The organism is Flavobacterium sp. N2820, from assembly GCF_025947285.1.
In the GTDB taxonomy this organism is placed as follows: Bacteria; Bacteroidota; Bacteroidia; order Flavobacteriales; family Flavobacteriaceae; genus Flavobacterium.
This window is the reverse complement of sequence record NZ_CP110008.1, coordinates 2,224,409-2,247,442: the sequence shown is the minus strand read 5'-3', so window position 1 is coordinate 2,247,442 and position 23,034 is coordinate 2,224,409. Positions and strand designations below refer to the sequence as shown.

17 protein-coding genes are annotated in these 23,034 nt (G+C 33.1%); 13 read left to right on the top strand and 4 right to left on the bottom strand.

Annotated features, from left to right (window positions below):
* Positions 1 to 69: 69 nt before the first annotated feature.
* A complete protein-coding gene (locus tag OLM52_RS10605; RefSeq protein ID WP_264548482.1) occupies positions 70 to 1,215 on the top strand; it encodes a cystathionine gamma-synthase in 1,146 nt (381 codons plus the stop codon).
* A 65-nt stretch (positions 1,216 to 1,280) separates the two neighbouring features.
* Here the strand turns inward: OLM52_RS10605 and OLM52_RS10600 are convergent, their stop codons facing one another.
* The gene (locus tag OLM52_RS10600; protein WP_264548481.1) at positions 1,281 to 2,057 is read right to left on the bottom strand and encodes a THC0290_0291 family protein; all 777 of its coding nucleotides are present in this window, start codon (positions 2,055 to 2,057) and stop codon (positions 1,281 to 1,283) included.
* Positions 2,058 to 2,309: 252 nt separating this feature from the next.
* Here OLM52_RS10600 and gdhA point away from each other — a divergent pair, with 252 nt between their 5' ends.
* The 6 genes from gdhA to OLM52_RS10570 all read left to right on the top strand — a co-directional run bounded on the left by gdhA (position 2,310) and on the right by OLM52_RS10570 (position 11,423).
* The gene (gdhA, locus tag OLM52_RS10595; protein WP_264548480.1) at positions 2,310 to 3,653 is read left to right on the top strand and encodes an NADP-specific glutamate dehydrogenase; all 1,344 of its coding nucleotides are present in this window, start codon (positions 2,310 to 2,312) and stop codon (positions 3,651 to 3,653) included.
* A gap of 115 nt (positions 3,654 to 3,768) precedes the next feature.
* Positions 3,769 to 6,060, top strand: coding sequence for a two-component regulator propeller domain-containing protein (locus OLM52_RS10590; protein ID WP_264548479.1), 2,292 nt, complete (start codon positions 3,769 to 3,771; stop codon positions 6,058 to 6,060).
* 43 nt (positions 6,061 to 6,103) lie between these two features.
* A complete protein-coding gene (recO, locus tag OLM52_RS10585) occupies positions 6,104 to 6,817 on the top strand; it encodes a DNA repair protein RecO (protein ID WP_264548478.1) in 714 nt (237 codons plus the stop codon).
* Positions 6,818 to 6,896: 79 nt separating this feature from the next.
* Complete coding sequence (gene ileS / locus OLM52_RS10580) at positions 6,897 to 10,298, top strand: isoleucine--tRNA ligase (RefSeq protein WP_264548477.1); 3,402 nt, start codon at positions 6,897 to 6,899, stop codon at positions 10,296 to 10,298.
* A gap of 48 nt (positions 10,299 to 10,346) precedes the next feature.
* Positions 10,347 to 10,727, top strand: coding sequence for a TraR/DksA family transcriptional regulator (locus OLM52_RS10575; protein ID WP_153199963.1), 381 nt, complete (start codon positions 10,347 to 10,349; stop codon positions 10,725 to 10,727).
* Between the two features lie 84 nt (positions 10,728 to 10,811).
* Positions 10,812 to 11,423: a lipoprotein signal peptidase gene (locus tag OLM52_RS10570; protein ID WP_264548476.1), complete on the top strand. Its 612-nt coding sequence runs from the start codon at positions 10,812 to 10,814 to the stop codon at positions 11,421 to 11,423.
* Here the strand turns inward: OLM52_RS10570 and OLM52_RS10565 are convergent, their stop codons facing one another.
* From OLM52_RS10565 to OLM52_RS10555, 3 genes are all read right to left on the bottom strand, one after another.
* Positions 11,424 to 11,987 carry a 5-formyltetrahydrofolate cyclo-ligase gene (locus OLM52_RS10565; protein ID WP_264548475.1) on the bottom strand — a complete coding sequence of 188 codons (564 nt, stop codon included), beginning with the start codon at positions 11,985 to 11,987 and terminating at the stop codon, positions 11,424 to 11,426. It abuts the gene before it with no gap.
* The gene (locus tag OLM52_RS10560) at positions 11,980 to 13,218 is read right to left on the bottom strand and encodes a pyridoxal-dependent decarboxylase (protein WP_264548474.1); all 1,239 of its coding nucleotides are present in this window, start codon (positions 13,216 to 13,218) and stop codon (positions 11,980 to 11,982) included. The genes OLM52_RS10565 and OLM52_RS10560 overlap by 8 nt, the downstream gene beginning before the upstream one ends.
* A gap of 62 nt (positions 13,219 to 13,280) precedes the next feature.
* Positions 13,281 to 14,246 (bottom strand): succinylglutamate desuccinylase/aspartoacylase family protein, encoded by a 966-nt coding sequence (locus tag OLM52_RS10555; protein ID WP_264548473.1) that lies wholly within the window; start codon positions 14,244 to 14,246, stop codon positions 13,281 to 13,283.
* A 220-nt stretch (positions 14,247 to 14,466) separates the two neighbouring features.
* Between OLM52_RS10555 and uvrC the strand changes: the two genes are divergently transcribed.
* From uvrC to OLM52_RS10525, 6 genes are all read left to right on the top strand, one after another.
* Complete coding sequence (gene uvrC / locus OLM52_RS10550; protein ID WP_264548472.1) at positions 14,467 to 16,269, top strand: excinuclease ABC subunit UvrC; 1,803 nt, start codon at positions 14,467 to 14,469, stop codon at positions 16,267 to 16,269.
* Positions 16,270 to 18,483 carry a patatin-like phospholipase family protein gene (locus OLM52_RS10545; RefSeq protein ID WP_264548471.1) on the top strand — a complete coding sequence of 738 codons (2,214 nt, stop codon included), beginning with the start codon at positions 16,270 to 16,272 and terminating at the stop codon, positions 18,481 to 18,483.
* A gap of 177 nt (positions 18,484 to 18,660) precedes the next feature.
* Complete coding sequence (locus OLM52_RS10540; RefSeq protein ID WP_264548470.1) at positions 18,661 to 19,821, top strand: homogentisate 1,2-dioxygenase; 1,161 nt, start codon at positions 18,661 to 18,663, stop codon at positions 19,819 to 19,821.
* Between the two features lie 46 nt (positions 19,822 to 19,867).
* Entirely contained in the window at positions 19,868 to 21,028 is a 1,161-nt protein-coding gene (gene hppD / locus OLM52_RS10535; RefSeq protein ID WP_264548469.1) for a 4-hydroxyphenylpyruvate dioxygenase, read from the top strand.
* Positions 21,029 to 21,314: 286 nt separating this feature from the next.
* Positions 21,315 to 22,088: a DUF3108 domain-containing protein gene (locus OLM52_RS10530; protein WP_264548468.1), complete on the top strand. Its 774-nt coding sequence runs from the start codon at positions 21,315 to 21,317 to the stop codon at positions 22,086 to 22,088.
* Between the two features lie 5 nt (positions 22,089 to 22,093).
* Entirely contained in the window at positions 22,094 to 23,020 is a 927-nt protein-coding gene (locus OLM52_RS10525) for a tryptophan 2,3-dioxygenase family protein (protein ID WP_264548467.1), read from the top strand.
* Positions 23,021 to 23,034 lie beyond the last annotated feature (14 nt).

The window sequence follows — 23,034 nt, the reverse complement described above, 5'->3', positions numbered from 1 at the left end:
TGCTAAACTTCTTCGCAAATTAAATAAAATCGTTTAAACTTAATACCTTTGTAACTTAAATTTAAGAAAATGAAATTCAATACTAAAACCATACATGGTGGGCAACATCATGAAAAAGTAACCGGAGCAGTAATGCCACCAGTGTTTCAAACTTCGACTTATGTGCAAAGTAGTCCTGGAAAACCAATTGGGGATTATGAATACAGTAGAGCAGCAAACCCAACAAGAACTGCTTTAGAAGAGGCTTTAGCAAGCATTGAAAACGGAGCAAGAGGTTTGGCTTTTTCTTCCGGATTAGCAGCAACAGACTGTTTGTTGCGACTGTTCAAAGCGGGTGACGAAATCATAGCAATGGACGATTTATATGGAGGAACATATAGATTGTTTACAAGACTATACAAAGATAGTGGTATCAAATTTCATTTTGTAGATATGAATGATTTGGAAAAATTCCAATCGTTAATCAATGAAAATACAAAATTGGTTTGGGTAGAAACACCAACTAATCCATTAATGAAATTAGCGGATATTGCTGCTATTGCACAAATTGCTAAAAAGCATAGCATTTTGTTTGCAGTTGATAATACTTTCGCAACACCTTATTTGCAAAAACCATTAGATTTAGGTGCTGATATTGTAATGCATTCAGCTACAAAATATTTAGGAGGACATTCAGATGTTATTGCGGGTGCTTTAATTATCAAAGACAAAGCATTAGGCGAAGAATTACATTTCAAACAATTTGCAACGGGTGCAACATTAGGGCCAATGGATTCTTTCTTGGTTCTAAGAGGAATAAAAACATTGCATTTGCGTGTACAACGTCATTGTGAAAATGGTGAAAAAGTAGCAGCATATTTAGATAATCATTCATTAGTAGAAAGAGTATATTATCCTGGATTAACTTCGCATCCGTTTCATGAAATTGCAAAAAAACAAATGAGCGGTTTTGGTGGAATGGTAACGTTTACTTTTAAATCAGGTAAAAAAGAAGACGCCATTAAATTTTTAGAAAATTTAAAAGTATTTACATTAGCAGAATCATTAGGAGGAGTTGAATCATTAGCCAATCATCCTGCATTAATGACACACGCTTCTATTCCAGAAGACAAAAGAAAAGAAGTGGGCATTTCAGATGATTTGGTGCGTTTGAGTGTTGGAATTGAAGATATTGAAGATTTATTGGCTGATTTAGAACAAGCCTTTAAATTATAGTAATAACAAAAACAAAAAATCCCGAATCATACGATTCGGGATTTTTTTATGTTGTAAAATAGGTGTTAATCTAAATAATATATGTAGCCAAAATGCAACCAAGCGTTCCAATCATTTGCTTTATTTTCTGTATAAACTTCTGGATCAGGATTTAAACCATCAACCCAGTCAGAAAAATAATATTGCCATCTTAATTCAACAAATAAGTCGGACAATTCAGTTAATTTATAGCGAGTACCAACACTAGATACTACAGACCAAGCACTACCACCTTCATCAGACCAAGCACCATAATATTTAACGGGAGTTGAAATAGGAGTATCCATTGGACCTAATTCTGAATATGTTCCATTTTGAAAGAAAGTATAATGTGCACCTAAGCCAATAAAAGGAGCCCATTTGCCATTAGAAGCAGTAAATTCACGAATACTCAATGGATAGTATTCCAATTGCATACCGATATCGGTTACTTTTGCTTCACCTCTCATCGCTTTCAATTGATTTCCTGTGATAGAATTTTTATCAACCCATTTTCCAAAATGCTGTAACTGAGTGCTATTATAAGAAAGTTCTGAGCGAACTTTAAAATGGTCATTAAAATAAGTTTCGGGGGTGTAACAATTACATTCTGCTCTGTAGGCAAAATTCATATAGTGTACTAAACCAACTGCAAATCCAGTGTTTCCTGCGTTAGTTTCAAAATCATGTCTTACTCCAAAATCAGATTGCATTGCAACACCTCCAACAAATGCACCAACTTCATGCGAGAAACCAAACTGGGCAGTCATAGTGAAATTAGCTCCTAAAAGCAAAATTAGTAGGGATTTAATTTTTTTAGTCATTGCTAAATTTTTTCCATTATCTGACAAATATATAAAAACTAAGTTCACTTCAAAAAAAAAACTATTTTTTCTTCTTTAAATAATTGTCAATTATTGCTTTAAAAAATTTATTTTTCACACTCATTATAAAGTTTTATTAAAAATATAACAAGTAATATTTAAAATGTATATTTGTAACGTGAACGAAAACGTTTGCATTAAAACTAAAACTAAAGAATAAAATTAATTTTTTAAAATTGATTTCAACACAAGATGGAACAAAAAATTAATGATTTTATGGCGCAAGTAGCGGCCAAAAATCCAAACGAACCAGAGTTTTTACAAGCTGTAAAAGAATTTGCAGAAACAGTTATCCCTTTCATAGCTGACAATAAAAAATATGATGGAAAAAATTTATTGTTAAGAATTGCAGAACCAGAAAGAGCTGTTATTTTTAGAGTGCCTTGGGTAGATGATAAAGGAGAAATTCAAGTTAATAGAGGTTTTCGTATTCAAATGAACTCTGCTATTGGTCCATACAAAGGAGGAATTCGTTTTCATAACACTGTAAACTTATCTGTTTTAAAGTTTTTAGCTTTTGAACAAGTTTTCAAAAATAGTTTAACAACACTACCAATGGGTGGTGGAAAAGGAGGGTCTGATTTTGATCCGCAAGGAAAATCTGACGGCGAGGTAATGCGTTTTTGTCAATCATTTATGACAGAATTATGTCGTCATATTGGTCCAGATTTAGATGTGCCTGCTGGAGATATTGGTGTAGGAGCAAGAGAAATTGGTTACATGTTTGGTCAATATAAAAGAATTAGAAACGAATTTACAGGAGTTTTAACTGGTAAAGGTTTGGCTTATGGAGGTTCGCTAATTCGTCCTGAAGCTACAGGTTATGGAGTAGTATATTTTACAGAGCAAATGTTGAAAACTAAAGGAGAAAAAATCGCTGGTAAAACAGTTGCTATTTCTGGTTTCGGTAACGTTGCTTGGGGAGTTGCTTTAAAAGTTAACGAATTAGGAGGAAAATTAGTTACAATTTCTGGTCCTGATGGATATATTTATGATGCAGACGGAATTTCAGGCGATAAAATCGATTTCATGTTAGACATGAGAGCAAGTGGAGACAACAGAGCTGAAGCTTATGTTGAAAAATATCCTACGGCTGTTTTTCATAGAGGAAAAAGTCCTTGGGAAGCTAAAGTAGATATTGCCATTCCATGTGCAACACAAAATGAGTTACATGAAGAAGATGCTAAAAAGTTAATTGCAAATGGAGTAATGTGTGTTACTGAAGCAGCTAATATGCCTTGTACACTGGATGCTATTAAACAATTTTTAGATGCAAAAGTATTATTTGCTCCAGGAAAAGCAGCAAATGCTGGTGGAGTAGCAGCTTCTGGATTAGAAATGACACAAAATTCAATTCGTTTAAATTGGACAAGTGAAGAAGTGGATATGCGTTTAAAAGATATTATGGTTGGAATTCACAGCCAATGTAAAAAATATGGAACAGACGCAGATGGTTATGTAAACTATGTTAAAGGAGCAAATATTGCTGGTTTCGTAAAAGTAGCCGATGCTATGTTGGCACAAGGCGTAGTTTAATAATTTAAATATAATTTAAAAGCTCTTTCATTAATTTGAAAGAGCTTTTTTTGTTTCTCAACATATCAAAAGTAAAATTAATGCGTTTATACTATATTTGTATTAAATATTTCAAATGAAAAAATCGTTTTATATTGCTATTTTCTTTTTAACCCAATTGTTATTTGCACAGCAAAATAATCAAATGTGGAAAGGCTATTTTTCTTACAACGAAATCGTCGATGTAGAGAGTGCTTCTGGAAAAGTATTTGCAGCTACTCAAAATGGTATTTTTTCAAAAATAATAGCTTCATCAGATTTAACTATATACAATTCAGTAACAGGTTTTAAGCCAGAATCGATAACTACAATACATCATTCAGATGCTTTCAATAAAACAATTGCGGGAAATTCAAACGGATTGCTTTTAATAATCAATGGAGATGGTTCGGTCACAACAAAAGTTGATGTTATTGAAGATGTTCCCGTTCCTCCAAATAAAAAGAAAATAAACGATTTTTATGAGCATAATGGTAGATTGTATATTGCTACTGATTACGGAATTTCTGTCTTAGATTTAGCAACTTCTGAATTCATAATAACCTATTTTATTGGAACCTCTGGCGAAGAAACGCAAGTGCTACAAACTACTGTTTTGGGGGATGAAATTTATGCAGTAACAAGAGATTTTGGAATAAGAAAAGGGAATTTAACCAATCCTAATTTGTTTGATTTTAGTCAATGGCAAAGTTTTGATACTGGTTTTTGGTCTGGAATAATTACAATTGATAATCAATTGGTTGCAATGAATAATAATGCACGAACTTATCGTTACAACGGAACAGCATTTCAAGAAATTTTAAATCACATTCAGCCGGGATTAAAATTAAAAACTAACGGAACTGAGGTAATTGTTACTACTCAAAATCATGTTTATGTGTTGAGTCAAACATTTTCTCAATTAGCACATATTACCAATATCCCAGATTATTCTGTGAATTTTACAGCAGCAACAGTTGTGGATAATTTTATTTTCTTGGGCACAGAAAAAAATGGTTTGTTTTCAACACTACTATCAAACCCAACAACATTTGAAAATTTATCACCAAACGGACCTATTCGAAATTATATTTTTAGAGTAAAAAAAGCCACAAATTTTTTATGGGCAGTTTATGGAGACTATAGCTTACAATACAACCCTTACGCTTTGGATGAATTTGGTATAAGTAAATATTCTGACAACAATGGTTGGGAAATAATTCCTTATGATGATTTGTTTCAAGCAAAATCAATTTCTGACTTGGTAATAAATCCAAACAATCAAAACCAAGTATATGCAACCTCTTATTTTTCAGGATTATTAAAAATTGAAGGCGAAAATATTGAACTTTTCAATCAAGCAAATACAGGGCCAAATGGGTTAGAATCATTAGTGCTTTCTCCACCCAATCCATCATACATTGATGTTAGGATAAATAGTCCGGCTTTTGATAAAGACGGTAATTTGTGGGTAACAAATGCTTTTGTAGAAAAGGCAATTAAAGTTTTAAGAACAAATGGTCAATGGCAATCTTATAGTTTAGCAGGTGTTGCTCCAACTGTAGCTACCGGAAGATACGGTCCTATGGCTATTGATAAGAACAAAACAAAATGGGTTCCGTCTATCAACGACGGTTTGATTGCTTTTAATGAAGAATATAACAATAAATTCATAGTTTTAAATTCAACAGTTGGAAACTTACCTAGTAATGATGTAAGATGTGTAGCAATTGATAACAGAAATCAACTTTGGATAGGTACTTTTTCAGGATTAAGAGTTATTTCAAGTGTAGATCGTTTTATTTCTGAAACAGAATTGACCTCCAATTCAATTATTATTCAAGAAGGTGATTTAGCTCAAGAATTATTTTTTCAACAAACTATTTTAGATATAGCTGTTGATGGTGCCAATAGAAAATGGGTGTCCATAGCTGATGGTGGTGTGTTTTTAGTTTCAGCAAATGGGCAACAAACAGTTTTTCAGTTTACCAAAAACAATTCTCCTTTACCTAGTGACAATATTAATGACATAGAAATTGATGGTGTTACAGGCGAAGTTTTTTTTGCTACAGATAAAGGAATGGTTTCGTTTTTAGGAACTTCGACCAAACCTAGCGATAGTTTAGGTGATGTTTTTGTGTATCCAAATCCAGTACGACCAGAATTTTTAGGAACCGTTAAAATTAGCGGATTAACTGATAAAGCCAATGTAAAAATTACCGATATAGAAGGAAATTTAGTTTATGAAACCACTTCATCTGGAGGAACTATCGAATGGGATACTAAAGCTTTTGGAAAACACAAAGTTGCCTCTGGAGTTTATATGGTTTTTGTTGTGTCTGAAGATGGATTAGATTCTACTGTAAAAAAAATAATGATTATTAGATAAGTGTGAATTGTGAATTTCAACACAATTACCATTCAGCATTAAAATGTTAGTAAAAACCAAAGCCATCGTTCTTTCTTCCCTAAAGTTTCAAGAAAAAAGCTTGATAGTAAAGTGTTTTACGGAATCAGATGGTTTAAAAAGTTATTTTGTGCAAAGTGCCTATTCTAACAAAAAAGCGAATCAAAAAATCGCTTATTTTCAGCCATTAACTATTATTGAAATCGAAGCCAATCACAAAAATAAAGGCACACTCGAACATTTTAAAGAAATTCGATTAGCACACAGCTATTATTCCATAAATACAGACATTGTTAAAAGCACGATTGTAATTTTTCTCTCCGAAATTTTGCATCACGCGATCAAAGAAGAAGAAAAAAATCAAAACTTATTTTCTTTTTTAGAGACGGCTTTACTTTGGTTAGACACGCACGATGAAATGACAAACTTTCATCTAATTTTAATGATGGAAGTAACAAAATACCTAGGTTTTTATCCAGATGTAACGGAAATTGATTTTCCTTTTTTTGATACTAAAGAAGGATATTTTACACCATTTCAAAGTGTAAATTCCTTAACCGAACACGAAACGCATTTGTTTAAAAAACTATTAGAATTAAAATTTGATGCCGACCAAAAAGTATTTGCTGGAATTGAACGCCAAATATTATTAAAAATCCTCCTAGATTTTTACACATTACATCTTGATGGCTTCAAAAAACCAAAATCGTTAGAAGTTTTAAAAGAAGTTTTTTCCTAACGATTAACTTTTGCCTTATACCTTTTGCCTTTTACCTTTAAATCATTACTTTCGCAAATTGATTTAAGAAAGCGACAAAATGAGTACAAAATTTACTGAATACAAAGGACTTGACTTGCCAACAGTAGCATCAGAAGTTCTTGATTTTTGGAAGAAAAATAACGTCTTTGAACAATCTGTATCTTCTCGTGAAGGAGCTACACCTTACGTGTTTTTTGAAGGGCCACCATCAGCTAATGGTTTGCCGGGAATTCATCACGTAATGGCGCGTGCGATTAAAGATATTTTTTGTCGTTATAAAACTCAAAAAGGCTATCAAGTTAAGCGTAAAGCGGGCTGGGACACCCACGGTTTACCTGTAGAATTAGGTACCGAAAAAGAATTAGGCATCACCAAAGAAGACATCGGAAAAACCATTTCAGTTACCGAATACAACGAAGCGTGTAAAAGAACCGTTATGCGTTACACAGACGTTTGGAACGATTTGACTGAAAAAATGGGGTATTGGGTAGATATGGAAGATCCATATGTGACGTACAAATCCAAATACATGGAAACCGTTTGGTGGTTGCTAAAACAAATTTACAATAAAGATTTACTATACAAAGGATACACCATTCAGCCCTATTCTCCAAAAGCAGGAACAGGTTTGTCTTCGCATGAAGTAAATCAGCCAGGTTCATACCGTGATGTTACAGATACTACGATAGTTGCGCAATTCAAAGCAAAAGAGGAAACATTACCTAGCTTTTTACAAGGTTTTGGAACGGTTCATTTCTTGGCTTGGACGACAACTCCTTGGACGTTGCCATCAAATACAGCATTGACTGTTGGCCCAAAAATCGATTATGTTTTAGTTAGAACATTCAATCAATATACTTTTGAAGCGGTGAATGTAGTTTTGGCTAAGAATTTAGTTGGAAAACAATTTGGTGGAAAGTATTTTGTTGCGGAATCAGAAGCTGATTTTGCAAATTATAAATCGGACGATAAAAAGATTCCATATCAAATTTTAGCCGAAACAAAAGGCTCTGATTTAGTAGGAATTCGTTACGAACAATTATTACCATTAGCCTTACCGTATCAAAATCGAGAAAATGCGTTTAGAGTAATTTCAGGAGATTTCGTAACTACGGAAGATGGAACTGGAATTGTACACACCGCACCAACATTTGGAGCAGATGATGCAAAAGTGGCTAAAGAAGCAACTCCAGAAGTACCACCAATGTTGGTTTTAGACGAAAACGAAAATCCAGTACCATTGGTTGATTTACAAGGAAGATTCATCCAAGGTTTAGGAGCTTTTTCAGGTAAATACGTTAAAAACGAATATTATAACGATGGTGAAGCGCCAGAACGCTCTGCTGATGTAGAAATTGCTATTCAATTAAAAGAAGAAAATAAGGCGTTCAAAGTCGAAAAATACGTACACAGTTATCCACATTGTTGGAGAACCGATAAACCAATTTTATATTATCCATTAGATTCTTGGTTCATTAAAGTAACCGAAATCAAAGATAGAATGTTCGATTTGAACGAAACCATCAACTGGAAACCAAAAGCAACGGGAGAAGGTCGTTTCGGAAATTGGTTGAAAAATGCTAACGATTGGAATTTATCGCGTTCAAGATATTGGGGAATTCCATTGCCAATTTGGAGAAGTGAAGACGGAACCGAAGAAATGTTGGTTGGTTCAGTTGAAGAATTGTATAACGAAATCGAAAAATCAATCGCAGCAGGTTTCCAAACAGAAAATCCGTACAAAGGATTCAAAATTGGTGACATGAGCGAATCCAACTACGATTTAGTGGATTTACATAAAAATGTAGTGGATAACATCGTTTTAGTTTCTCCATCAGGAAAACCAATGAAACGTGAAACAGATTTGATTGACGTTTGGTTCGATTCAGGCGCAATGCCTTATGCTCAATGGCATTATCCATTTGAAAATAAAGATTTAATCGACGAAAACAAAGCCTTTCCAGCTGATTTTATTGCAGAAGGTGTGGATCAAACGCGAGGTTGGTTTTATACTTTACACGCTATTGGAACATTAGTTTTTGATAAAATTGCTTATAAAAATGTAGTTTCAAATGGATTAGTTTTGGACAAAAACGGACAGAAAATGTCGAAACGTTTAGGAAATGCGGTGGATCCATTTACCACTTTGGCTGAATTCGGTCCAGATGCTACACGTTGGTACATGATTTCCAATGCAAACCCTTGGGATAACTTAAAATTTGATATCGAAGGTGTTGCGGAAGTTCGTAGAAAATTCTTTGGAACGTTATATAATACGTATTCGTTCTTTTCGTTATATGCTAATATTGATGGATTTACTTATTCTGAAGCAGAAGTTCCATTACAAGAAAGACCAGAAATCGACCGCTGGATTTTATCTGAATTAAACACATTGATTCAAGTAGTAGATGAAGCCTACGCCGATTATGAACCAACAAAAGCAGCAAGAGCAATTTCTGATTTCGTTCAGGAAAACTTAAGCAACTGGTACGTTCGTTTGTGTAGAAGAAGATTCTGGAAAGGCGAATATGCACAAGATAAAATCGCGGCTTATCAAACACTTTATACCTGTTTGTTGACTGTTTCTAAACTTGGGGCACCAATTGCACCGTTTTTCATGGATAAACTTTACAGAGATTTAACGTTAGCAACATCGTCAGAAAATTACGACAGTGTACATTTGGCGCAGTTTCCAGTTTCGGTTGAAAACTTTGTTGATAAGTCATTAGAGAGCAAAATGTTGAAAGCACAAACAGTTTCATCGTTGGTTTTATCGCTGCGTAAAAAGGAAATGATTAAAGTGCGTCAACCGTTGCAAAAGGTTATGATTCCTGTACTTGACGCTAATCAACGTGCTGAAATCGAGGCAGTTTCTGACCTAATTAAAGCAGAGGTAAACGTAAAAGAAATTGAACTTTTAGACGATGCTTCGGGTATTTTAGTGAAGCAAATTAAGCCTAATTTTAAAACACTTGGTCCGCGTTTTGGTAAAGATATGGGATTGATTTCCAAAGAGATACAAGGTTTTGGACAAGAAGAAATTGCGAAATTAGAGCGTGACAGCGAGTTGGTTATTGATATTGCAGGAAAAAGTATAACTTTATCATTAGATGATGTTGAGATTTCTTCGCAAGATATTGAAGGTTGGTTGGTCGCAAATTCTAACGGAATTACCGTTGCTTTAGACATTACCATCTCTGAAGAATTGAGAAAAGAAGGTATAGCGAGAGAGTTAGTCAATCGTATTCAGAACATTAGAAAAGATTCAGGATTTGAAGTTACGGATAAGATTGTTGTAAAGATGGAAAAAAATCCACAGTTAGAGGAAGCCGTTTTAGCCAATTCAGCGTATATTAAATCAGAAACGTTAACACAATCATTGATTTTTGAAGAAAAAATCGAAAATGGTATAGAAATTGAGTTTGATGATATTAAAACAAGTATATTAATTTCAAAATAAGAGCTGAAAGGTTTTTAAAAGTCGTATAATTATAAAAATATTGAAATTATGGTAGATGAGCAAATTAGATATTCAGACGCTGATTTGGCTGAATTCAAAGCGTTAATTCAGGCTAAATTAGAAAAAGCTAAAGGTGATTTAGAGCTTATTAAAAGCGCTTATATGAATGACTTAAATAATGGAACTGATGATACATCACCAACGTTTAAAGCATTTGAAGAAGGCAGTGAAACAATGAGTAAAGAAGCCAATTCACAATTAGCTATTCGTCAGGAAAAATTTATTAGAGATTTAAAAAATGCCTTAATTCGTATCGAAAACAAAACCTATGGTTTGTGTAAAGTTACAGGCAAATTAATAAGTAAAGAGCGTTTAAAAATCGTTCCTCATGCAACTATGAGCATCGAAGCAAAAAACTTGCAACGTTAATCTTTTTACAAAATTTTACTAACGCTCCCTTTGGAGCGTTTTTTATTTGATAAAAACCACTATTTTTGCCAAAAATAATTGTAAATGTCTCTCAAAAAAGCCTATTTGTTAATCATTAGTATTTTGCTAATTGATCAAATTTCGAAAATTTATATCAAAACTAATTTCTACATTAATGAAGAAGTTAAAGTTTTTGAATGGTTTCGTATTCATTTCATCGAAAATGAAGGCATGGCTTGGGGCGCAGAAATTCCGGGAACATATGGTAAGTTAATCTTAACTTTGTTCAGAATTGTTGCCGTTGGTGGTATTGCATGGTGGTTGTGGGATTCGGTTAGAAAAAACAGTTCTAATTTCCTTATTGTAGCGATTGCATTAATTTTTACAGGTGCTTTGGGAAACATCATCGATTCGGTTTTTTATGGTGTAATTTTTAACGATAGTTACAATCAAGTAGCAACAGCGTTTTCAAACGACCCATATGGCACTTGGTTTCACGGCGAAGTCGTAGATATGTTTTATTTTCCAATATGGGAAGGTAATTTACCGTCTTGGTTACCAATTTGGGGTGGAAAGCATTTTACATTTTTCAATGCGATTTTCAACGTAGCCGATGTAGCAATTTCAACTGGTGTTGGGATTTTGATTGTATTTAATAAAAGAGCTTTTGGCGAAAGTCATATTATGGCAAAATAATTAAAAACGAAAAACTTCTTCAGGCGTCACACAAAAATCCAATTTCACATCCTTCACGGAAACACCGTCAATTTTTTCTTCTGGAGGAAAGAAGGATAATCCAATTTTAATCGTTTCGGGCTTGCATTTGCTTAAAAAGTTATCGTAAAAGCCTTTTCCATACCCAACACGATTTCCTTGTGTGTCGTAAGCTAAAAGTGGCACAAAAACCACATCAATTTTTGCATCAGGCACTTCTAAACCATCAACGGGTTCAGGAACGTTGTAGCTGTTTTTTTTGATTTTAGTATTATCCGTCAATAAAAAATGCGTCATGCCTACAGTAGCAAATTCGCACTTCGAAATAACGATTTCTTTATCTTTTCCCGCTAAAATTTGAAGAATATATTCGGTATTGATTTCTTTTTGTTCCTCAATTGTTAAAAACAAATGATAATACAATTTGTCCCAAATATTCATTCGCAACAATTGGTTCGCAATCGCCAAACTTTTGTCTTCGATTTCCTCTTGAGAAAGTTGTTTTCTTGCTTCTTTGCTCTTTTTTCTTGCTTCTTTTTTATCCATTTACAGACGCTTTCAATTCGTCTATAAATTTAGTCAAATGTTCTACTTCTACGTGGTCCATTAACACAATTTTGTACCATTTGTTGTTTACATTGTGTTGTTGAGGTACTAAATCATATTTTTCAGCAATTTCTTCTGGAATGGATTCCGCATGAATAGTGACGATATTCATAAACGGTTCACGGAAATATTGGATGTTTAAATGGTCTAATTCGTTACATAAAAATTGCGTTCGCATTTGTAAAACACTTACTTTTTCAAACCAACCATAAGCACCATATGTGAATAAAATCATCCAAACGGCAACGGCATTCGCTCCAGAACGACTTCCGCAAAGGGTTAAATCCATTCCTTCTACATATTCTGCTTCTTTGGTTAATACGTTTTCGATTAAACCTTTTCGGCAAATAAAAATTCCAGTTCCATACGGTGCTTGCAACATTTTATGAGCATCAATTGTAATGGAGCTGATTTTTGGATTACTAAAGTTTATCACCGATTTTTGATTGCTAAACGGATACACAAATCCGCCATAAGCACCATCAATATGTAAGCGATAAGTAACGTTGTGTTGCTCTAATACCGAAATATAATCATCGGGGTTATCAACTGAGCCAAACATGGTTGTTCCCATATTTGAAACTGCAATGAAGTATTTTTTACCTTTATTTTTAGCTTCCGAAATGATTTTGTCTAATGCATTTACATCGATTTCACGATTTTCAAAGCCAACAGGAATTTTCAACCAATCAATTTGTAATAAATTCGAAGCTTTCGGAATAGAATAATGCGTGTCTTCTGATGCTAAAATGGCAATTTCGTTTAGTTTTGCATCAAAATTATGCATGAATTCATTTCTAAAAACCCAAATCGCTTGAATATTTGCTTCCGTTCCACCAGGCGCAATGTAGCCATCAAATTCGTTTTCTGTAGCTTTAAAAATATCAACTGCGATTACGTTTAAAACTTCACGCTCAATTTCTTGTGTGCCATAAAAAGCCTTTTCGGAAGTACCAAAAGTGTGACATCCAATGTTATTTGGATTGGCAACATAGGTTTGAAGTGTTGGCGCATCTTTTAAAAATGGCGCATCATCATAAAAAACGCGTCCGTCTAACTTTGATGCAGGATAGCCCAAAGAGGCATCTTTAGAAAAGTTGACGTTTCCTTTTAAAGCAAATTGTATTTTTTGTTTTCGTTCTTCTTGCGTAAGTTTTTTCCAAAATTGCATACCTAAAAATTTTAGCGAAAATACGCCGAGCCAAATCAATAAAATATGACAATTGTTAGCTTTTATGCTAAATGTGTAGAAATATGAAAAATAGCATCACCTTGATAGATAATTGGAGCATCGTTTACATTAATAATATACCCTTCATGAGGTGCTTTTACTTTATGTTCGATTTTTCCATAAGGGTCAGAAATAGTAGCCAATAATTCCCCTTTTTTGACAAAACTACCAATCGTAGTTAAACCATGAAACATGCCCGAATATTTTGCTCTAATCCAATTTGATTTTTCGATATAAATGGTTTTCTTTTTCGGAATACTCGTTTTTTTTCTCGGATTTAGCATTTCTAAATGCTCTAAAAAACGTTTTGTTCCTTCCACGGCTTCTTCAGTAACTTGAAGATTTAGGTCTAATGATTTCCCACCTTCAAAAAGCAACATTTTGACATCTAATTTATCGCAAGAATTTCGAAACGAACCCGTAATATTTTTTGAATAAAGGGTAAAAGGCGCATTAAAAACATCAGAAAGTTCTTTTAATTCTAGATTTTCAGGAACAATTCTAATTTGTGGGGCATTAAAACGACTGGCACCACCTGCATGAAAATCAATTGCATAATCCACGTGTGGAATAATATCTTTCAAAATATAATAAGCAAATCTACTCGCCAAAGAACCTGTTTTGCTTCCCGGAAACACTCGATTCAAATCGCGACCATCTGGAAATTCACGTGTTTGATTCACAAATCCAAAAACATTAATAATGGGAATACAAATAATGGTTCCGCGTTTGGGTTTATTGATTTTTTGAATGATTAACTGACGCACAATTTCGGTACCGTTGATTTCATCGCCGTGTAAACAAGCGGTAAATAAAACCGTTGGGCCATCTAATTTTGAACGTTCCACAATAACCGGAATTTTCAATTTTGTCATGGTGTGCAATTTGGCAATTTCCATGTTAATGGTTTTGCTTTCTCCAGCTAAAATGGTCTCTTTAAGGATTACAAGTGGTTTTTTGGCGGTCATTTTTTAAAATCTAAAGTGTTAAAAATACGAAAAGTTCAAGAACAAGGGCAAGTTCAAGATCAAAAAACATTATTTTTTGGAGTATAGATTCGAAAAATTCGGAAAATAGTTGTGTGCTTTGTGCATTCTTTGCGTCTTGAAGCTTCGGGATTAGTGGTTAAAACTTTAAGAATTCAAAGACAAATCTATTATCTTTGTTCTTTTATCTCTTTTTTAAAAAATGCAAACACCATTAGAACTTCAAATCCAAACTTTACCCGATAATCCAGGGGTGTATCAATATTATGATAAAGATGGGAAAATTCTATATGTTGGAAAAGCGAAAAACTTAAAAAAACGCGTTCAATCGTATTTTACTAAGAATCATGATAATTATAAAACATCCGTTTTAGTTAAGAAAATTGTTGCCATAAAACACATTGTTGTTCCTACAGAAACCGATGCGTTATTGTTGGAAAACAATTTGATAAAAAAACTACAACCACGTTATAATGTGTTGCTTCGCGATGATAAAACGTATCCGTGGATTTGTATCAAAAATGAACGATTCCCTAGGATATTTTCTACTAGAAAAATGATTAAAGATGGTTCGGAATATTTTGGACCGTATACCAGTTTTAAAACCGTTCACACAATTCTAGATTTAATCAAAGAATTGTATCCACTTCGAACATGTAATTATGATTTATCAAAAACAAATATCGATTCGGGAAAATTTAAAGTGTGTTTAGAATATCATATTGGAAATTGCAAAGGGCCTTGCGAAGGTTTTGAGTCGTTAGAAAATTACCAAAATCAGATTGAAAAAATTCGTCAAATTTTAAAAGGAAATTTCAAAGAAAGTTTAAAAGATTTCAAGAAATTGATGACCGATTTGGCAATAGATATGAAGTTTGAAGAAGCGCAAAAAATCAAAGAAAAAATCGAGGTTTTAGAAAATTATCAATCGCGTTCCACAATTTTGAATCCTAAAATTTCGAATTTGGACGTGTTTTCAATTATTTCTGATGAAACAATGGCGTATGTGAACTTTTTACAAATTTCGCATGGAGCAATCGTTCGTTCGCATACATTGGAATTAAAGAAAAAATTAGACGAAACCAACGAAGAATTGTTAGAATTAGCCGTAGTTGAGTTACGCGAACGTTTTCATTTAAATGCGCGAGAAATTGTAGTTCCATTTGCAATTGATTTGGGCGAAAATATTAAAGTTACTGTTCCACAATTAGGCGATAAAAAGCAAATTTTAGAATTATCAGAACGTAACGCAAAATATTACCGATTAGACCAATTAAAGCAAATTCAAATCGTTGATCCAGAGCGACACACCAATCGCATCATGGCACAAATGCAAAAAGATTTGCGTTTGTCAGTAGAACCAAGACATATTGAATGTTTTGATAATTCAAATATTCAAGGAACTAATCCTGTAGCGGCTTGTGTGGTGTTTAAAGATGGAAAGCCAAGTAAGAAAGATTACCGTCATTTTAATATTAAAACTGTTGAAGGACCAAATGATTTTGCCTCAATGGAAGAAGTAGTGTATCGAAGATATAAACGAATGTTAGATGAAAATCAGCCATTGCCTCAATTGATTATTATTGATGGAGGAAAGGGGCAATTATCATCAGCATTAAAAAGCATTGATGATTTAGGTTTACGAGGCAAAATTGCCATTATCGGAATTGCAAAACGTTTGGAAGAATTGTTTTATCCAGGTGATTCTGCACCATTGTATTTAGATAAAAAATCGGAAACCTTGAAGGTAATTCAGTTTTTAAGAAACGAAGCTCATCGATTTGGCATCACGCACCATCGCGACAAGCGAAGTAAATCGGCACTAACCAATAGTTTAGAAAGTATTCCTGGAATTGGCGAAAAAACCATGATTACATTGATGAAACATTTCAAAAGTGTTAAAAGATTGCAAGCTGCAGAAGAAAAAGCAATTTCTGAAGTTGTAGGTGTTTCAAAAGCCAAAAAAATTTCCGACTTTTACAAGAACAATCCCCAAAAAAATTAAATGAAGCAGTTTTTCTTGTTTGCGAGTTTATTCTTCTTAAGCCAAGTTGCCCTCGGACAAGAGAAAACTATTGAAAATACCCGGCCAAAAGTTGGGCTTGTTTTAAGTGGTGGTGGAGCAAAAGGCTTAGCTCATATTGGCGTTTTAAAAGTAATCGATTCACTTGGAATTCAAGTAGATTATATTGGAGGAACTAGTATGGGAGCTGTTGTTGGAGGCTTGTATGCCTCTGGTTACACAGCCAATCAATTGGATTCTATTTTTTCTAAAATAGATGTAGACGCTTTACTTCAAGACTATACACCACGCGAATCAAAATCATTTTATGAAAAACGAAATGACGAAATTTATGCATTGACACTTCCTTTTAATAATTTTAAATTAGGATTGCCCTCTGGACTTTCAAAAGGGTTGTATAATTTCAATTTGATGTCAAAATTAACACAGCATGTTAGTGATGTGAGAGATTTTGATAAACTCCCAATTCCTTTTCTTTGTATAGCAACTGATGTAGAAACAGGCGAACAAATTGTTTTAGATGAAGGCATTTTAGCACAAGCTATAATTGCAAGTGGAGCATTGCCCACATTATATAGTCCTGTTGAAATCAATGGGAGATTGTTTATAGATGGAGGAGTAGTTAATAATTATCCTGTTGAAGAACTCAAAAATAGAGGTGTTGATTTTATTATAGGAATTGATGTTCAAGATGGTTTAAAAAACAGAGAGCAATTAAAAGATGTAACTGCTGTTTTAGCTCAAATCAACAATTTTTCTATGATTGAAAAAATGGAAGGAAAACGAAATTTGACAAATATTTACATAAAACCAGACATTAAAGGGTATTCTGTCGTGTCTTTTGATAAAGGAAAAGAAATTATTAAAAAAGGAAACGAAAAAGCCAATGAGTTTATCAAAGAATTATTGCCTCTTAGAAATATTGATGAAAGACCTGTTTATAAAGTGGTTCAAAATGATTCTATTTTTATTCGAGACATCACTTTTAATAAGCTAGAAAATTTCACAAGAGCATATATAGTTGGAAAGTTAAAAATTAAAAGAAATACTAAAGTTCCCATTGCACAGATTGAAAAAGGAATTTCAAATTTAAACGCTACGCAAAACTTTAGTGCGATAAGTTATTCGTTTGAAAAAACACAATCAGGTGAAAGATTGGCATTGCAGCTTAAAGAGAATAAAAACAATACTTTTTTAAAGTTTGGACTTCATTATGATGATTTGTATAAAAGTGGCGTTTTGGTAAATTATACCCATAAAAAGCTAATCGCAAAAAATGATGTTGCTTCTTTAGATGTTATTTTAGGAGATAATTTTAGGTATAATTTTGATTACTATATAGATAATGGATTTTATTGGAGTTTTGGTTTTAACTCAAAATTTAATTCGTTCAATAGAAATATTGCTACTGATTTTTCAAACGGAATTGTTTTTACCGATTTAGGAATTAATTCAATTAATATAGACTTTACAGACATCACAAATCAAGCATATGTTCAAACTATTTTTGCTCAAAAATTTTCTTTTGGGGCAGGTTTAGAATTTAAATATTTGAATATCGAATCTGAAACCTTAGAAAATACGACTCCAATTTTTGATAAAAGTAATTATGTGTCTGCTTTTGGATATCTGAAGTACGATTCTTTTAATCAAAAATACTTTCCAAAGAAAGGATGGTCTTTTTCAGGGGATTTAAAAACATTTTTATACTCCTCTGATTACACCAATGAATTTGAGCGTTTTTCAATTGCAAAAGCCGATGTTGGAATTGTTTTTGAGCCTTTAAAAAGAGCTACTATTAAATTGCAAAGCGAAGGAGGTTTTGCTATTGGCGAGCGTTCTATTTCCTTTTTTGATTTTGTATTAGGCGGTTATGGATTTGTTTCAGCAAATAACATTAGACCTTTCATGGGGTATGATTTTTTGAGTTTGGCTGGAGATAGTTATGTAAAAGGGACGGTTACTTTAGATTATGAGTTTTACAAAAAACATCATGTAAATTTCACAGGAAATTTTGCCAATTTAGGAAACAGAATTTTTGAGCATATTGAAGGTTGGTTAACAAAGCCAAAATATACCGGCTATGGATTTGGTTATGGAATGGAATCAATCATTGGTCCACTTGAAATAAAACATTCGTGGTCACCCGATACAAAAGATCACTACACTTGGTTTTCCGTTGGTTTTTGGTTTTAATTGCAGTTTAAATTTTTTTTCCGATATTTGTGTAATGAAAAATTGGAGCGGATTATTAGCTTATTTAAAATTCCTCATCAAGAGAAATCCTGAGTGAGGAAATCTTTTTTGATTAATGAGTAAGGTTTTTAGGAACTACTTTAAACTTTTAAACGTTAAACTTTTAAACAAAAAATAATGCCAATATATCATAAATTAGGAGAAATCCCTCGCAAACGTCATACACAATTCCGTAAACCAAACGGCGATTTGTATTATGAACAATTGTTTGGAACAGTAGGTTTTGACGGTATGTCAACCAACATGTATCATGAACAACGTCCTACTCAAGTTAAAGAAATTAGAAAAAAATACAGTGTTGCACCAAAAATTGCCAACGCCAACAACATTCAATCTTACAAACTAAGAGGGTTTGAAGTGGCACCACAAGACGATTTTTTAGAAAGTAGAAAAATTGTATTGACTAATTCAGATTGTCATATTGTATTAGCAGCACCAAGAAAGTCTACAACCGATTATTTTTATAAAAATACCGATTCAGACGAAGTAATTTTTATTCATAAAGGGACAGGAAAATTAAGAACCATGCTTGGAAATTTAGATTTCAGCTACGGTGATTATTTGGTTGTGCCTCGTGGAATGATTTATAAAATTGACTTCGATACAGAAGACAACAGATTGTTTATTGTAGAATCGCGTCGTCCAGTGTATACACCAAAACAATACAGAAACTGGTTTGGCCAATTATTAGAACATTCTCCATTTTGCGAACGTGATATTCGCCGTCCAGAAGAATTAGAAACTAATAATGAAAAAGGAGAATTCATCATCAAAATCAAAAAGAAAGATGAAATTTTCGAAATGGTATATGCTTCACATCCTTTTGATGTTGTAGGTTATGACGGATACAATTATCCATATGCTTTTTCAATTCATGATTTCGAACCAATTACTGGTAGAATTCATTTACCTCCACCCGTGCACCAAACATTTGAAACAGATGCTTTCGTAATTTGTTCCTTTGTACCAAGATTATATGATTATCATCCATTAGCTATTCCTGCACCATATAACCATAGTAATATTGATGCCGATGAGGTTTTGTATTATGTGGATGGAGATTTTATGAGTAGAAACGATGTAAAACCAGGAAATATTTCGTTACATCCTGCCGGAATTCCTCACGGACCCCACCCAGGAGCAGCAGAAAGAAGTATTGGTAAAAAAGAAACATTGGAATTAGCCGTAATGGTTGATACATTCAAACCTCTAATGGTGACTGAAGAAGCTATGAAAATAGCTGATGATACGTATTACCAATCTTGGTTAGAAGAATAATTGATTAAACACAACTTAGGTAAATTTTACCCAAAAATAGAACAATATGTCACAGGAATTAAAATCAGTCGAATACGGCTTAGAAAAAATATTTGAAGGCGCTCAAGATTTCTTGCCTTTATTAGGAACAGATTACGTAGAATTTTACGTTGGAAATGCAAAACAAGCAGCTCATTTTTACAAAACAGCTTTTGGTTTTCAATCACATGCATACAAAGGTTTAGAAACAGGATCAAAAGATTCAGTTAGTTATGTGTTAAAGCAAGATAAAATCCGTTTGGTATTAACAACGGCTTTAAGAAGCGATTCACCAATTGGTGAACACGTAAAAAAACATGGTGATGGGGTAAAAATTGTAGCACTTTGGGTAGAAGATGCAAGAAAATCTTTTGAAGAAACTACAAAACGTGGCGCTAGAGTTTTTATGGAACCAACAGTTGAAAAAGATGAATTTGGTGAAGTAGTACGCGCTGGAATTTATACTTATGGAGAAACTGTTCACATGTTTGTAGAGCGTAAAAATTATACTGGCGTGTTTATGCCAGGATTTGTGGAGCAAAAATCTGACTACAATCCAGCTCCAGTTGGATTGAAATACATTGACCACATGGTTGGAAATGTTGGTTGGAACGAAATGAATACTTGGGTAAAATGGTATGAAGACGTAATGGGATTTGTAAATTTCTTATCCTTTGACGACAAACAAATTACTACAGAATATTCAGCCTTGATGTCTAAAGTAATGAGTAACGGAAACGGAAGAATAAAATTCCCAATCAACGAACCAGCTGAAGGGAAGAAAAAATCTCAAATTGAAGAATATTTAGATTTTTATGAAGGCCCAGGTGTGCAACATATAGCGGTTGCTACAGATGATATTATTACTACAGTAGCAGAAATGCGTGCACGAGGAATCGAGTTTTTAAGCACACCACCACAAGCGTATTATGATGCAATTCCTGAGCGTTTAAAAGATCATATGTCAAAATTTAAAGAAGATATTAATGAACTTCAAAAATTAGGAATCATGATTGATGCCGATGAAGAAGGTTATTTATTACAAATTTTTACAAAGCCAGTTGAAGATCGTCCAACACTTTTCTTTGAAATTATTCAAAGAATGGGCGCACGAGGATTCGGTGCAGGAAACTTTAAAGCGCTTTTTGAGTCCATTGAACGCGAGCAAGCTTTGCGAGGAACGCTATAAAAATACAATTTTATTAAACAATCATCAAAATACAACGTTGTAGTAGTGCTATTTTTGATAAAAAAATGTTAAAGTTGAAATTTAACTAAGAATAATTCAAAAACACATATACCTTTGCACTCGCAAAACAAGGAGGTAGTTTGCCTTGAATTGTAATAAATTTTCATAATTTATAGTTTTTTGGTTGGTTAATAGCATAAAAACTCAGTCATATTTTTGACTGGGTTTTTTTGTTTTAGTATTTTTGGAACAGAAATTGCATTTTCATTTCTAAAATGAATAAACTATGAAAAAAATTATCTTACTTCTCGTTCTTTTTGTCTTCACAAATTCGTTTGTTCAAAGAGAAAATGCATACACAACTGGCGAATGGTTTAAACTCCGAATCCATTATGGAATGGTCAATGCAGGTTACGCCACTTTAGAAATCAAAGATGCAGTTAAGAATAATAAAAAAGTACACCATGTAATTGGTAAAGGTTGGACAGTTGGAATGACTAAATTTTTCTTTAAAGTTGATGATAATTATGAAAGTTATATCGACAAAGAAACAGGAAAACCTTATCAATTTGTTAGAAAAATAGACGAAGGTGGGTATACTAAAAATCAAGAAGGTTTTTTTAATCAAAATAAAAACACCGTTTTAGTCAAAGATTATAAAAAGAAAACCGAAAAAACATTTAGTGTACCTGAAGAGGTTCAAGATATTGTTTCTTCTTTTTATTATTTGAGAAATCATCCAAAAATTGATAAACTTAAAGTTGGAGAGTCAATCGCGATTGATATGTTTTTTGATAATGAGACTACAAAGTTTAAGTTAAAATTTTTAGGTAGAGAAGATATAAGCACTAAATTTGGAAAAGTTTCTTGTTTGATGTTCAGACCTTATGTACAAGCAGGTAGAGTTTTTAAAGAAGAAGAAAGTTTAACTGTTTGGGTATCAGATGACGACAATAAAATTCCTATCCGATTAAAAGCAAGTTTAGCGGTTGGGTCTTTAAAAGCAGACATAGAGGCATTTAAAGGTTTAAAACATTCGTTTAAAATAAAAGTAAAATAACATAAATGGAAATTACTCCAAAAATCCAAGAACAATTAAATCAATTGAATGATAAGTTCGAAGCTATCAATCAAAATACATCTACGCATTTAGAAGGCTTACTTTGGTCAAAACCAATAACATATTGGGATTATATTCAAACAGATGCTTTGTTAAACCTACAAATTCAGCGCACCACTTTGCCTGATGAAATGGTTTTTGTGATGTATCATCAAGTGAATGAATTGTTGTTCAAAATGATTCTTTGGGAAATGAACCAACTTTGTCATACTGAGCAACCTACGACAGCCTATTTTACTGAGAAATTAGGAAGAATTAGTCGTTATTTTGACATGTTAACAACGTCATTCGATATTATGAAAGACGGAATGGAACCTGAGCAATACTTGAAATTTAGAAATACATTAACACCCGCAAGTGGATTTCAGTCAGCTCAATACCGTTTAATTGAATTCAGTTCAACCGATTTAATTAATCTAATAGATAACCGATTTAGAGCTACTATAGATAGAAACACACCATTCGAACACGCTTTTGAACATTTATATTGGCAAGCCGCAGGGAAAGATTACCATACTGGTGAAAAGTCATATCTTATTTTAGAATTTGAAAAAAAATATAAAAAAACGTTCTTGGAATATATGGAAGAATATAACACCATCAATTTGTGGCGAAAATTCAAACAACTTCCAGAAGTAGATCAAAAAAACCCTGATTTAATTGCAGCCATGCGTCATTATGATGTAACCGTTAATATTACTTGGGTAATGGGACATTTCAATGCTGCCAAAAAATACATTGAAAGTGTACCAGGAAATCATGAGGCAACAGGCGGTAGCGATTGGAAAAAATACATGTTGCCAAAATATCAAAAACGAATTTTCTTCCCAGAATTATGGACTAAAGAAGAATTAGATAATTGGGGAGAATAACAACATTTGCAAAA